General features: G+C 68.7%; 8 protein-coding genes. 6 read left to right on the forward strand and 2 right to left on the reverse strand.

Going from position 1 to position 14,568, the window contains the following annotated elements:
• Nucleotide 1: 1 nt before the first annotated feature.
• The 5 genes from U5A56_RS01175 to U5A56_RS01195 all read left to right on the forward strand — a co-directional run bounded on the left by U5A56_RS01175 (nucleotide 2) and on the right by U5A56_RS01195 (nucleotide 12,140).
• Nucleotides 2-1,537 (forward strand): LTA synthase family protein, encoded by a 1,536-nt coding sequence (locus U5A56_RS01175; RefSeq protein WP_321920739.1) that lies wholly within the window; start codon nucleotides 2-4, stop codon nucleotides 1,535-1,537.
• Entirely contained in the window at nucleotides 1,534-9,096 is a 7,563-nt protein-coding gene (locus tag U5A56_RS01180; RefSeq protein ID WP_321920740.1) for an SDR family NAD(P)-dependent oxidoreductase, read from the forward strand. Before U5A56_RS01175 ends, U5A56_RS01180 begins: the two co-directional genes overlap by 4 nt.
• A complete protein-coding gene (locus U5A56_RS01185; RefSeq protein ID WP_321920741.1) occupies nucleotides 9,093-10,061 on the forward strand; it encodes a UDP-3-O-acyl N-acetylglycosamine deacetylase in 969 nt (322 codons plus the stop codon). Before U5A56_RS01180 ends, U5A56_RS01185 begins: the two co-directional genes overlap by 4 nt.
• A gap of 73 nt (nucleotides 10,062-10,134) precedes the next feature.
• Nucleotides 10,135-11,463, forward strand: coding sequence for an aminotransferase class I/II-fold pyridoxal phosphate-dependent enzyme (locus U5A56_RS01190; RefSeq protein WP_321920742.1), 1,329 nt, complete (start codon nucleotides 10,135-10,137; stop codon nucleotides 11,461-11,463).
• Complete coding sequence (locus U5A56_RS01195; RefSeq protein WP_044844080.1) at nucleotides 11,463-12,140, forward strand: GNAT family N-acetyltransferase; 678 nt, start codon at nucleotides 11,463-11,465, stop codon at nucleotides 12,138-12,140. The genes U5A56_RS01190 and U5A56_RS01195 overlap by 1 nt, the downstream gene beginning before the upstream one ends.
• A gap of 21 nt (nucleotides 12,141-12,161) precedes the next feature.
• Here the strand turns inward: U5A56_RS01195 and U5A56_RS01200 are convergent, their stop codons facing one another.
• Nucleotides 12,162-12,995: a class II glutamine amidotransferase gene (locus U5A56_RS01200; protein WP_044844085.1), complete on the reverse strand. Its 834-nt coding sequence runs from the start codon at nucleotides 12,993-12,995 to the stop codon at nucleotides 12,162-12,164.
• A gap of 149 nt (nucleotides 12,996-13,144) precedes the next feature.
• Nucleotides 13,145-13,474: a carboxymuconolactone decarboxylase family protein gene (locus tag U5A56_RS01205; protein WP_044844086.1), complete on the reverse strand. Its 330-nt coding sequence runs from the start codon at nucleotides 13,472-13,474 to the stop codon at nucleotides 13,145-13,147.
• Between the two features lie 130 nt (nucleotides 13,475-13,604).
• Here U5A56_RS01205 and U5A56_RS01210 point away from each other — a divergent pair, with 130 nt between their 5' ends.
• Nucleotides 13,605-14,555 carry an AraC family transcriptional regulator gene (locus U5A56_RS01210; RefSeq protein WP_321920743.1) on the forward strand — a complete coding sequence of 317 codons (951 nt, stop codon included), beginning with the start codon at nucleotides 13,605-13,607 and terminating at the stop codon, nucleotides 14,553-14,555.
• Nucleotides 14,556-14,568 lie beyond the last annotated feature (13 nt).

Here is a 14,568-nt window from a genome sequence, read left to right on the forward strand (position 1 = left end):
CATGTCCGGCACGCTGGTACTCGTTTTCGCGATCGCATTGGCCGCCTCGTTCGGCCTCGACGCCGTCGCGGTGCCGCGTGCGCCGTTGCGCAGGCCGTTGCGTGCCGTGTTTCTGCATGGGTTGGCCGTGTCGTTCGTCGGGGCGTGCGTGCTGGTGGCCACGTCGCGGCCGGTGTTTTCCGCAGGCATCGCTGCCGCGCTGGTGGCGCTGCTGGCGGCCATCAGCAACGCGAAGTTCGAATCTCTGCGCGAGCCCTTCGTCTTTACCGATCTCAGCCTGTTCAGCCAGTTGTTTGCCCATCCGCGCCTCTATCTGCCGTTTCTGAGCGTTGGCAAGGTGGTCGCGATTGCAGCCGGCGTCGTGCTGCTCGTTGCAGGTTGCCTGCTCGACCATGCGGATGCGCCGCCGCGAACGATTGCCGCCGCCGTCGCGCTAGCCTGTCTGCTGATTGCCGCGCGCGTGGCGGCGCGCTTGCCGTTGACACTCGATGCGACGGTGGACCAGCAGCGGTACGGTTTTTTCGCGGTGTTCGTCGCGTATCTGCTCAATGGTCTGCGTCCCGCGACGCTGAAGACGTTCGATGCCGCGGCAGGTACGAGCCAGTACGTGGCCGGCTCGCCGCCGCGCAGGCCCGACGTCATCGTGATTCAGAGCGAGTCGTTCTTCGATATCCGGCGCGCGACGTCGGCGGTCGCACCATCGCTGATGGCGGGGTTCGACCGTGCACGCCGCGAAGCGGTCGCGCACGGCACGCTGGTCGTTCCCGCATGGGGCGCGAATACGATGCGCACGGAGTTTGCCGTCCTCACCGGAATACCGCCCGAACGACTCGGCTATGCGCGCTTCTATCCCTACGCATTTCTACGCAAGATGTGCCCGTCGCTTGCGGGGTGGTTCAGGCGCGGTGGCTACAGGACGATTGCGATTCACCCGTACCACGCGGATTTCTTCGGGCGCGATCGCGTGTTTCCGCTGATGCACTTCGATGCATTCATGGACATCCGCGGCTTCGACGGTCGTCCGCGCGCCGGGCAGTATGTTGCGGACACGGCCGTCGCCGACGCGATCATCGACGTGCTGGACGCACCGCGCGAGCATCCCGCGTTCATCTTCGCGATGACGATGGAGAATCACGGGCCACTGCATCTCGAAGCCGTGGCCGCGGGCGAAGCCGCCCGCTACCATGCGCTCGGCGAAGACGACGCGTGGCACGACCTGACTGCCTACCTGCGTCACCTGGATAACGCGAACCGGATGATCGAGCGACTGCTCGACCATCTGAGGCGAAGCGACCGCGAGACGATCGTCTGCTTCTACGGCGATCACGTACCGGCGTTGCGGCGCGTATTCGACAAGCTCGGTGTCCTGCCCGATCGCAGCGATTATTTCGTCTGGAAGAACGACGCGAGCGCCGATGCCCGCGGACAGGATATTCGCGCAGAAGAATTGGGCCGACTGCTGATGTCGGCCATCACCTATTCGAACGAGCCGCGCGCGTGTGATCGCGATGCGCTGGCCAAAGCAGAAAGAGCATGAACAAGCAAATAGCGATCATCGGGATGGCGTGCCGGTTCCCCGGTAGCGTCGAGAGTCCCGGCGACTTCTGGCAACTCCTGTGCAGCGAACGCGATGCCGTGACCGCCATCCCACCGGACCGTTTCGGTACGACGTTCTACCAGCACCCGTCGAAGCGCGAGCCGGGAAAGAGCTACACGTTCGCCGCGGGCGTCGTCGATGACGTCGCGGGCTTCGACGCCGAATTCTTCGGCATCTCGCCGCGCGAGGCCGCGCAAATGGATCCGCAGCAGCGGCTGCTGCTCGAACTCGCGTGGGAGGCGTTCGAGGACGCCGGCGTGCGTCCGGCTGCGATGCGCGGCCGCGACTGCGGCGTGTTCGTCGGTGTGGCGGGCATGGATTACGGCAACCGCAATATGGACGACATGAACACGATCGATCCGTATTCGGCAACCGGCAACACGCTCAGCATTGCGTCGAACCGCGTGTCCTACCTGTTCGACCTGCGCGGCCCGAGCATGTCGGTCGACACCGCATGCTCGTCTTCGCTCGTCGCGCTCCATCAGGCGGTCCGGGCGCTGCAGTCGGGCGAGACCGCGATGGCGCTGGCCGGCGGCGTGAACCTGCTGCTGCACCCGTTCGGATTCGTCAGTTTCTCGAAGGCGTCGATGCTGTCGCCGCGCGGCCGCTGCCGTGCGTTCGACGCGACCGGCGACGGCTACGTGCGTGCCGAGGGCGGTGCGTTCGTGCTGCTCAAGCCGCTCGATCAGGCGCTGGCCGACGGCGATACGATCCACGCGGTCATCGCCGGATCGGGCGTGAATTCGGATGGCCATTCGCATGGCGGCATCAACGTGCCGGCCGCGGCGACGCAGGCGGACCTGCTGCGCGCCGTGTATCGGCGCGCGGGCATCGATCCGCGCACGCTCGCGTATCTCGAGGCACACGGAACGGGCACGGCGGTCGGCGATCCGATCGAGGCGCGTGCGTTGATCGATGCGGTGTCGGGCGGCCGGCCCGAATCCGATCCGCTGCTGATCGGTTCGGTCAAGACCAATATCGGGCACCTCGAAACGGCATCGGGAATGGCGGGCCTGCTGAAGGCGGTGCTGTGCCTGAAGCATCGTGCGGTGCCGCGCTCGCTGCATTTCGATACGCCGAATCCCGGCATCGATTTCGACGGGGGCCGCTTGCGCGTGGTCGATCGGTTCACGCCGCTCGAGCGCGGCGAAGCCCCGCTGACGATCGGCATCAACTCGTTCGGCTTTGGCGGCACGAATGCGCACGTCGTCATCACCGAAGCAGCGGCACCCGCGCCCACCGCACAGGCGGCGGCAAGGATCGATGCACCGTTGCCGCCGCTCGTCCTCACCGCACGTTCACCGGCTGCGCTGGCGGCCGTCGCTGCGCGCTATCTCGCACGTCTGCAGTCGGGTGCCGACTGGGCCGCACTCGCGGCTGCCGCCGCACGGCGCCGCCAGTGGCTCGAGCATCGCGCGGTCATCGCGCCGGCAGATCGGGCCGAAGGGCTGGCCGCGCTCGCCGCACTTGCCGAGCCGTCGGCGCGCGGGCTGCCGGCGTGCGCGGTGCAGGGGCAGGCCGTCGAAGGCGACGCGCCGGTCGCGTTCGTTTATGCGGGCAACGGCAGTCAATGGGCCGGGATGGGCAAGCGGCTCTATGGCGAGGACGCCGTGTTTCGCGCGGCACTCGACGAAGTCGATGCGCTCTGGCGTGCAGACGGCAACGCGTCGCTCGTCGAAGTCATGTGCGAAGGTGTCGACGCCGCATGGCTTGCCGCGACCGAGAACGCGCAGCCGCTGCTGTTCGCGATGCAGGTCGGCATCACGCGTGTGCTGACCGCGCGCGGCATCCGCTTCGACGCGGCGGTCGGCCACAGTGTCGGCGAGATCGCCGCGGCCTGGGCGTCGGGTGCACTCACGCTCGCCGAAGCCGTGCGCGTGATCCGGATCCGCAGCGGGGCACAGGGTCTCACGCGTGGCGCAGGCAGGATGGCGGCGGCCGGCATCGGCGAAGCCGCGGCGCGCGACTGGATCGCGCGTCTCGAACTCGGCGCCGCCATCGAAATTGCCGGCACCAACAGCCCCGAGTCAGTGACGCTCGCCGGTTCGCAAGCTGCGCTGGAAGCAATCGGCGCGGCGCTTGCGGACGCGGGCCATTTCTACCAGATGCTCGACCTCGATTACGCGTTCCACAGCAGCCGCATGGACGCGATCGAGCCGGTCGTGCGCGACGGGCTGGCCGATCTCGCGCCGCGCGAGACGCATACGCGATTCGTGTCGACGGTGACCGGCGACACGCTGTCGGGCACCGCGCTCGACGCGGGCTATTGGTGGCGCAACATTCGCGAGCCGGTTCGTTTCGGCGACGCAATTTCCCGCCTGGCCGACGATCGCGTGCGCGTGTTCGTCGAGATCGCGCCGCACTCGATCCTGCGCACCTACGTGAAGCAGACGCTTGCGGCGCGCGTTGCGTCGGGCGTCGTCGTGCCGACGCTCAAGCGCCAGCACGATAGCGCGGAGATGCTCGCCCATTCGGTCCTGTCGGCGGTTGCGCAAGGCGCGCGCGTCGATCTCGACCGCTTCGTGCCCGACGCGCCGCACGCCGCGCTGCCGACCTATCCGTGGCAGCGTGAGCGTTACTGGCTGGTGCCGAGCGTCGAAGGTTACGGGCTCGTGAACCGCCGCGTCGATCATCCGCTGCTCGGCTATCGCCTGCACGAGCATGCGTTCGCCTGGGAGAACCAGCTCGATCCACAGCGCGTGGCGATGCTCGCCGATCACGTCGTCGACGGTGGCGTCGCGTTCCCCGGTGCCGGTTATGTCGAAATGGCGCTCGCGGCGGCGCGCACGTTCTTCGGGACGCCGGATGTGGCCATCGAGAACGTCGAGATCCGCATGCCGGTCGTGTTCCAGCCGCAGCACGCAAAGTTGTTCCGGTTCGCGATCGACGTGCGCACCGCGTCGTTTACGATCGAGACGCGCGACCGGATGACAGACGGCCCGTGGAACCTGAACGTGACGGGGCGCCTGCTCGAAAGCGGCAATACGCTCGATGCGGACAGCATGCCGGAGGCGTCCGTGATCGCCCGGCTGCAATCGCGTCCGGTGCTATCCGGTGACGCGCTGTATGCGGGCACGGCGGCGATCGGCCTCAGCTACGGCCCGGCGTTCCGCTGGGTGCGGTCGCTGTGCGTGTCGGGCGACGACGCGCTTGCCGAGCTCGAGGTGCCGACGGTCCTGGCCGACGCGCGTGCGCAGGCGGACTATCTGCTGCATCCCGCGCTGATGGACAGCGGTTTCCATCCGCTGTTCGCGGTGCTGGGGCAGGCCGGCGCCGCACCGGACGATGCGCATGCGGCATTTGTTCCGGTCCAGATCGGCCGCGTCGATTTCCTGAGCGGCGAATCGATTCGTCGCGTGCTGGCGCGCATTCACCGCCGCAGCCCGCATTCGATCGTCGCATCGTTCGAATTCATCGATGCCAGCGGCAGGATCGTCGCGCGCCTTGCCGCGTGCCGCTTCCGTCGCGTCGATCTCGCCGGGCGCCGTCACGGCGCGCCGGCGCGCTTTGCCTACGTGCTCGAGGCGCGGCCGCTGCCGGGCGGTTACACGGCCGCGGCACTGCCACAGCCGGGTATGCTCGTCGAGCGTGCGAACGCGCATGTCGCGGCGCGCGAAGACCGCGCGCGCCGCACGCAGCATCTGACCGAAATGCTGCCGCTGCTCGACGTGCTCGCCGGTCTGCATGCGCTCGACGCGCTGGATGCGCTTGGCGTCTTCGCCCAGCCGGGGCTGCCGATGGGCACGCACCCGCAACAGGTCGCCCGTCTGGCGGAGATCGTCGTCGAAGACGGGCTGGCCCGTTTCGACGGCGATCGTCTGGTTCGCGATGACGAAGCCTGCGCGGCGATGCCCGCGCGCGACGCGCTGTGGCGCGACGTGCTGGCGGCATCGCCGGCCCATGTCGCCGAACTGACGTTGCTGGCGCACGTCGGCGCGGCGTTGCCGCGCGTGCTGAGCGACGCGTCGTCCGAGCGCGCGCTGCTGTCGTCGACCGGGCGCAGTCTGGTCGAGCAGTTCTTCGATGCGTCGCCGACCTGGGCGCATGCACGCGCGCTGCTCGCCGCCTGCGTGACGCAGGCGATCGCAGCGTGGCCGGATGCACGGCGCTTGCGTGTGCTGGAGATCGGTGCCGCGAGCGGCGACGTGCTGCAACCGCTCGACGTTGACGTGCCGGCCGGTCGCTGCGAATACCTGCTGGCAGGTACGCAGCAGCAGCTCGCCGGGTTCGATGCAGAAGCGCACGCGCAGGTACGAACGCTGGCGTTTGCGACCGACGCGCCGTTGTTCGCGCAATGTTGCGATACGACGCCGTTCGACGTCGTGATCGTCAACCGGATGCTGGGCGATCACCCGGATCCGCTCGCCGCGCTGACGGCGATCACCGAACGGCTCGCACCGGGCGGCCTGGTCGCCATCACGGAAGGGCGGCGAAGCCGGTTCTCCGACATCGTGTTCGGCATGGCCGGCGGCGAAGTGTCCGCCGGTGCGTACGGCACGCTGGCGCCAGCCGCGATCGTCGCGATGTGTGAACGCGCCGGGCTCGTCGACGTGGTGCGCGATACCGAACAAGGCCTCGATCTCGAAGGCGTGCCGACCTTCATCGCCGCACGCAAGCCATTCGCCGACGAACCGGTGGCTATCGCATCGCACGACGCGGATCTCGCGCGTCGCATGGCGACGAGCGACGCGGCGCACTGGTTGATCGCGCAAGACGGTGACGACGCGTTCGGCATTTCCTTGGCGGGCGAGCTCGAGCGGCTCGGTTGCCGGGTCGAATCGGCATCGGTGCGTGACGCCGCCGCATGGTCGGCGCGTCAGCCGGCAGAGCATCCGGCGCATGTCGTGTTCGTGGCGCCGCTTGCATCGCTCGACTCGGCCGACGGTGCGGCCGTGATGCATGCGCAGCACGACGGCGCGCTCGCACTGGCATCGCTCGTGCGCGATCTCGAGGCGGCGGGCGCGTCGGAACGCGGTCGGCTGTGCGTCGTGACGCGCGGCGGTGCGCCGTTCGCGGCCGGTGCGTCGGCGCATCCCGAGCACGGAACGTTGTGGGGCCTCGGCCGCGTGATCGCGAACGAGTATCCGACGCTGCCGATCCGTCTGATCGACGTCGATCAGGCCGTCGAACGACCGACGCTGCAGCTTGCGATGGCGCTGCTCGGCGACGATGGCGAAGAGGAAGTGCTGCTGGCACCGCAGGGCCGCTACGTGCCGCGCATGCTGCCGGCTGCGCAGGCGGCCGAGCGTGACAACGCGCTACCGCCTGCATCGGACCACCCGGGAGCACGGCTCGCATTCGACATGCCGGGTTCGTTGCGCAACCTCGAATGGTTCGCGATGCCAGCACACGATCTCGCCGCCGGCGAGGTCGAGATCGAACCGATGGCGACCGGGCTCAATTTCCGCGACGTGATGTATGCGATGGGGCTGCTGTCCGACGAGGCGGTCGAGACGGGCTTCGCGGGCGCGACGATCGGCATGGAGATGTCGGGGCGCGTGGTCCGGATCGGCCCGGGCGTTGACGGTTTCGTACCGGGCGACGCCGTGCTCGGTTTCGCGCCGGCATCGTTCGCGACACGCGTGGTCACGCGCGCAACCGCGATTGCACGCAAGCCCGACACGATGTCGTTCGAGGAGGCCGCCACGGTCCCGACGACATTCTTCACCGCGTACTACGCGTTGTGCGAATTGGCGCGGCTGCGACGCGGCGAGCGCGTGCTCGTGCACGGCGGTGCGGGCGGAGTCGGCATCGCGGCGATCCAGATCGCGCGACATCTTGGCGCGGAAGTCTTCGCGACCGCCGGCAGCGACGAGAAGCGCGAGTTCATTCGCCTGCTCGGCGTCGACCGCGTGTTCGATTCGCGCAGCCTCGCGTTCGCCGACGAGATCCTCGCGCGCACGCACGGCGAAGGCGTCGACATCGTGCTCAATTCGCTCGCCGGCGAAGCGATGGTGCGCAGCATCGATACGCTGCGTCCATTCGGCCGTTTCCTCGAACTCGGCAAGCGTGACTTCTACGAGAACAGCCAGATCGGCCTGCGGCCGTTCCGCAATAACATCAGCTATTTCGGCATCGACGCCGATCAGCTGATGGGCGTGCTGCCGTCGCTGACGACGCGACTGTTCGAGGAAGTGATGGACCTGTTCTCGGGCGGCGTGCTGCATCCGCTGCCGTACCGCGCGTTCCCGGCCGCGCGTGCGGAGGAAGCGTTCCGCTACATGCAGCAGGCGCGCCAGATCGGCAAGGTGCTGGTCACCTATCCGTCGGGCACGCCGGTACCGACGCGCGGCGTCGCGGTGCCGACCCTGCGGCTCGACCCGCAGGCGGCGTACCTGATCGTCGGGGGCACCGGCGGGCTGGGTTTCGCGACCGCGCGCTGGATGATCGAGCGCGGCGCACGGCACCTGACACTCGCGAGTCGCGGCGGCGCACTGGGCGCCGCGATGCAGGCCGAAGCCGATCGCTGGCGCGACGCGCTCGGCGCGCACGTGTCGGTCGCACGATGCGACGTGACCGACAGCGCGGCGCTGGAAACCCTCATCGAAGAGATCGAGCGTCGCGGGACGCCGCTCAAGGGTGTGCTGCATTCGGCGATGCAGATCGACGACGGTCTGCTGCGCAACGTCGATGACGCGCGCTTTGCGGCCGTGCTCGAACCGAAGGTGGCCGGTGCATGGAACCTGCATCGCGCGACGCGGCGATGTGCGCTCGATTTCTTCGTCGTGTACTCGTCAGCGACGACCTATCTCGGCAATCCGGGGCAGGGTGCATATGTGGCCGCCAACGGCTTCCTCGAGGCGCTGGTCGCACATCGTCGCGCGGCGGGGCTGCCGGCGATGTTCATGGCATGGGGGCCGATCGAGGACGTCGGTTTCCTCGCGCGCAACGCCGACACGCGCGAGGCGTTGCAGTCGCGGATCGGCGGTGCGTCGATCACGTCGGACGAGGCGATGGGCGCGCTCGAACGCGCGCTTGTGCAAGGGAGCGCCGGCGAAGCGGTCGTGCGTCTCGACTGGGGCGCCATCTCGCGCGGCATGCCGGCCGCGCACGCGCGCCGTTACGCGGCATTGCAAACGGGTGGGGCGGTCGAGGCGTCGAGCGAGGATCGCGTGTTGCTGGAGCAATTGCGAACGTTGTCGACGGCCGAGGCCGTCGCGCTCGTCGAGTCGGCGCTGCGCGGCCAGATCGCGCGGATTCTGCACATGTCGCCGGAGCGCGTCGATGCCGGCCGGTCGGTGCTGGATCTCGGGATGGACTCGCTGATGGGCATGGAGCTCGGCATGGCCGTCGAGGAGACCTTCGGCGTCAAGCTGTCGATCATGGCGATCGCGGAAGGCGCGACGGTGCATACGCTGGCCGAGCGCATCGTCGAGTTGCTCGATGCGCAGGGCGGCGGCGAGAACGTCGCGGCAGCGGACGAGCTGGCGGAAGTGCTGGTCGCGCGGCACGCGTTGGGTGACGAAGCGCGGGCCGAGCTCGAGCGGGGTTCAAATTGAACGAATCGAGAGGCGCAGGCGGGTCGGTCGACGCGGAGACCGCTCGAGTCAAGCTGCCATCGGGTTGGCAGCCGAGCGCGGGAACGCTGGCGCGGCCACTCGCGTTGTCGGGCCACGGTCTGCATACCGGTCGGCGCGTGCAGGTGCGGATTCACCCGGTCACGCCGGCGGACGGCCGGCACGGGATCGTGTTTCGGCGGATGCGCAACGGACGCGAACTCGGTGTGCTCGAAGTCGATCCCGCCCTGCGTCGCGCTCAACCACTTTGCACGATGCTGCGCAACGCCGACGGGGTTGGCGTGCGCACGATCGAGCATCTGCTCGCGTCGCTGCTCGCATGCGAGATCGATCACGCGATCGTCGAACTCGATGCGGAGGAAGTGCCGATTCTCGATGGCAGCGCCGCGCCGTGGGTCGACGCGATCCGCGCATGCGGCCGTCTCGCGCTCGATGCGCCGAAGCGCTTCATCCGTGTGCTGCGGCCCGTCGTAGTCGCGGACGGCGCAGGCGATCAGCGACGCGAAATGCGGATCGAGCCGGCCGCGCGCTACGAGCTGAGCGTGCGGAACGACTTGCGCGGCTTCGGCGACATGCACTGGGATGGCGTGCTGACGCCGGATGCGTTTGCGACCGAAATCGCACCGTCGCGCTCGTACGGGCGTGTGAAATGGGCCGTGCCGGCGATCATCGCCGGCTATGTGCGCGGCGTGCCGATCCTGCGCGGCGCTCGGCCGTCATGTACGGCGTCGATCGTCGGCAATCGCGTGCTCGGTGGAATGCGGCTGCCGGAGGAGTTCGTCCGGCATCGGGTGCTCGACCTGGTCGGCGATCTCGCGCTGGCCGGGGCACCGCTGCTTGCGCGCGTGAGCGCGGTGCGGCCGAGCCACGAAATGAATTTCCGGCTGATCGATGCGCTGCTCGCCGACCGCGATGCCTGGCGGTGGGCCGAGTTCGCCGAAGCCTGAATCGGCGCCTGTTGAAACGACAAGCGACACCTCATACCTCGTAACGGATTCGCGGCAAACCGCGAACGAAGCAATGGCACTCGGAGAAACTCTTCGCCAGCAACTGGCGGCGAAAGCCCTGAAACGGCAGCTGGAGCGCGCGACGGAAGCCGTCGCGGCGCCCGGCGTGCCCGCTGCACCGGCGGCACAGGCCGCGTCGGCGCGCAGCCGTTTCGAATCGATGCCGCAGTATCAGCAGGTCAGGATCATGCGCGAGATGGGCGAGAAGCTGCGCGTCGACTCGCCGTTCTTCCGCGTGCATGACGGCATCGCCGGCGCGACCACGCAGATCGGCGGTCGCGAATACGTGAACTTCGCGAACTACAACTATCTCGGTCTCGCCGGCGATCCGGCCGTATCCGAGCGGGCGAAGGCCGCGATCGATCGCTATGGTACGTCGGCGTCCGCGAGCCGGATGGTCGCGGGCGAGCGTCCGGTGCAGCGCGACCTCGAGCGCGCGCTGGCTGCGTTCTACGAGACCGACGATTGCGTCGCGTTCGTGAGCGGCCACGCGACCAACGTGACCGTGATCGGTGCGCTGTTCGGCCCCGGCGACCTGATCGTCCACGACGCGCTCGCGCACAACAGCATCGTGCAGGGCGCGCAGCTGAGCGGCGCGAAGCGGTTGAGCTTCGCGCACAACGACTGGCAGGCGCTCGACGCACTGCTGTCGCGCGTGCGGCGCGAATACCGGCACGTGCTGATCGCGATCGAAGGGCTGTACAGCATGGATGGCGATTTTCCGGACCTGCAGCGTTTCGTCGACGTGAAGACGCGCCACGGCGCGTTCCTGCTGGTCGACGAAGCGCATTCGCTCGGCGTGCTCGGTGCGACGGGCAAGGGCATCCGCGAGCATTGCACGGTCGCGCCCGACCAGGTCGACATGTGGATGGGCACGATGAGCAAGACGCTGGCCGGTTGCGGTGGTTTCATCGCCGGCTGCCAGCCGCTCGTTGACATGCTGCGCCATCTGGCGCCGGGCTTTCTCTACAGCGTCGGACTCGCGCCGACGCTCGCAGAAGCGTCGCTGGCCGCGCTCGAACGCCTGCAGGCCGAACCGCAGCGGGTGGCGCAATTGCAGGCACGCGGCCGGCAGTTCCTGACCGAGGCGCGCGCCGCCGGGCTCGACACCGGCACGAGCGCCGGCTATGCGGTCGTGCCGGTGATCACCGGCAGTTCGCTGAAAGCCGCGCAGTGGGCCAACGCGATGTTCGACGAAGGGATCAACGTGCAGCCGATCTTCTATCCGGCCGTGGAGGAGAAGGCCGCGCGCCTGCGTTTCTTCATCTGCTCGACGCACGCGCCGGCGCAGATCAGCAGGACCGTCGCCGTGCTGGCCCGCCTGGCGGGGCGGGCAACGTGATGCCCGCCGCGGCGCTCGCACCATCCTTCGACGCGCCGCATGCCGATGCGTCGACACCGTTTCGCGCCGCTTGCGCGGACGATGCGGCGGCATGCGCGCCGCTCGTGTTCGCATCCGGTGTCGGCGAATTCGGCTTCTTCCTCGGTGAAAGCGACGCGCGCTGCATTGCGTTCCTGCAACAGGCGTTCCGCTCGCGTCACGGCCGGTTCTCATGGCGCCGGCATCGGGTCGCGGTCGGCGCCGACGGCACGGTACAGGCCGTGATGGCCATCCATGACGGGCGCCGGACGATGTTCGACGACCTTCACGTCGTGTGGGCCCTGGCGCGCTTTTTCGGCGTGCGCCGCGCGATCGGCCAGTTGCTGCGCGGGCTGGTGCTCGAAACGGAGATTCCGGCGCCGAAACGTGCGCAGATCCTCATCGCGCATTGCGCGACGGACGAGCGGCAGCGCGGCACGGGCATCTTCACCGCACTGCTGCGCGACGCGCTCGAGACCGGTGCGGTGCCGGACGACCGCAGCCGAGAAATCGTGCTCGACGTGCTGACCCGGAATGTGCGTGCCCGCGAACTGTACGAGCGGCTCGGCTTTGCCGTGCTGACGCGGTCGCGTCAGCGCTCGCGCCGGCTGCCCGCCGAACTCGCTTCGGTCCGCATGCGGCTCACGCGCCGCGGCTGACGGTGCACCCGCCGTCGCGGCCTACTTATGCCGCGGATTGAACGGCCGCTGCTGCACATCCGCCCCCTGCGCGACGATCGCCATGCTTTCCGGCACTTCCTCCCATGCGCCGCGCAAGTCGACGAGCGGCTCCGACACGACCATGAACGCGTCGTCGCCCGCTTCCGCGATGCGCGGATTGTGCGGATAGAGTTCGTGCAGATGCTTGAACGACGTGCTGTGGAACAGCGAGCGCGATTGCCGTTCGCTCGAGTAGCGCACCGCGATGATCCGCTCACCGTCCGTCGCGCAGATCGTCATGTTGAGCGGCTCGGCAACGCGGTATCGCGCGGCGGTTTCCTCGACCATGCCGACCATCCGTTCGAGCGCCGGCAGCGGCGTCTGCTCGAGGCCGAAGGTCAGCGCGAGACGGAACATCAGTTCGGAGTCGGTCGTCCCTTCGATCGTCGGGAACAGTGCCGGGTCGACCTTCATCGTCAGGTCGCGGCGCAGCTTGTGGAAATCGCGAATCAGCCCGTTGTGCGCGAACAGCCAGCGGCCGTGGCGGAACGGATGGCAGTTGGTTTCCTGGACGGGCGTGTCGGTTGCCGCGCGGATATGCGCGATGAACATCCGCGAGCGGATCGCGCGCGCGGCTTCGCGCAGGTTGCGGTCGTTCCATGCGGGATGCACGGACCGATAGCGGAACGGCAGTTCCTCTGGGCGGCCGTACCAGCCGATGCCGAACCCGTCGCCGTTGGTGGTCGTGGCGCCCAGCTCCGAATGCAGGCTCTGGTCGATCAGCGAATGCTTCGCGCGAAACAGTACGGTCTCGAGATGGATCGGATTACCCGTATAGGCGAGCCAGCGGCACATGGAGCGCTCCTTCGCGATGAATCTTCTCGCGCATGGTAGCCGACTTCGCGGCGCCGGCGTACGCGACCGCGCCGCGTCCGCCGGCTGGCCGGCTGCGCCGGCGATCGTCCGCGAAGGATGCGGCGGGCGCCGCACCCTTCAGGTGCGCGTCACTCGCCGAGCGCGTCCATCACGCGGGCCGAATAGACGAGCGCCGCGCCCGCATTCAGCGCGATCGCGACGCCGAGCGCCTCGGCCACTTCCTCCTTGGTTGCGCCATGCTTCGCGGCTTCGGCCGTGTGCACCGCGATACAGCCGTCGCAGCGCGTCGTGACGGCCACCGCGAGCGCGATCAGTTCGCGCGTCTTCGCGTCGAGATGGCCTGTCTTGGCGCCGGCGCCGGACAGCGCCTTGTAGCCGGCCAGCGTGTCGGGCGAGAGCTTCGCGATGTCGCCGATGCGCGTCGTGAGTTCCTTCCGGTATTCGTTCCAGTTCAGCATGATGCGTCCTTTCGAGAAGAGGTGGATCAGGCGGCGGATGCCGCGATCTCGGGCGATGCAGGACTTATTCTGAGCGTTCGCGCTGAGGGTTTCGATACGCTAGAGTGTCAATTTTTAGCGCAAACGTCTCATGGACGCATTGAGTCAACTGTTGTCGCTGGGTCGCAGCCATGTCGAGCTCGACGTGCGCTGCCTGCTCGACGGCCCGTTCGCGATGCCGCACGATCCGTTGCCGCCCGGCGAGGCGGCGTTTCACCTGCTGCTGTCCGGAACGTGCCGGCTGCGCACGGCCGACGGGCGCACGCTGCGGCTGGCCGACGGCGACTTCGTGCTGCTGCCGGCGGGCGACCCGCACGATTTGTCCGATGTCGGGGGTGGCGGCGCGCGGCAGCCGGTCGCGTCGCTGCGCGAACCGGGCGCGGCCGGCGGCGCGGTGCTGCCGGTCAAGTCGAATCGCGATCCCGCGGATCCGGCCGATGCGAGCGTCGACCTGCTCTGCGGGCGCTTCATTTATGCGCGCGGCGCAGGTGAATTGCTGATGCGTACGTTACCGCGGGTGCTGCATGTCGGGCTGCGCGCGGCGTCGGGGCCCGCGTCGCTGCAACTGCTGACGAGCGTGCTGCGTGCCGAAGCATCGAGCGCGCAGCCGGGTGCGCGCGCGATCGTGAATGCGCTGGGGCAGGCATTGCTCGCCTACGCGTTGCGTGCGTACGGCCGCGATGCGCGCGTGCCGGCCGGCTGGCTCGCGCTGGCTGCCGATGCGCGGCTCGGCCCGTCGGTCCAGGCCGTGCTGCAGGCGCCGGCGCAAGCGTGGACGGTCGAATCGCTCGGCGCGGCATCCGCGATGTCGCGCGCGACCTATGCGCGGCATTTCCGCGAGAAGGCCGGGATGAGCGTGGGCGCGTTCGTCGCGCAGATCCGGATGATGCATGCATGCGCGCTGCTGCAGGACACGCAGCGCGGCCAGGCGGAGATCGGGCAGGCGGTCGGCTATCAGTCCGAGGCGGCGTTCGGCAAGGCGTTTCGTGCGGTGCTCGGCACGACGCCGGGGCGCTGGCGGCGCGCGCAGCGGGACACGTAAGACCGGCAGCGCG

The sequence above is a fragment of the Burkholderia sp. BCC1998 genome, assembly GCF_905339875.1.
In the GTDB taxonomy this organism is placed as follows: Bacteria; Pseudomonadota; Gammaproteobacteria; order Burkholderiales; family Burkholderiaceae; genus Burkholderia.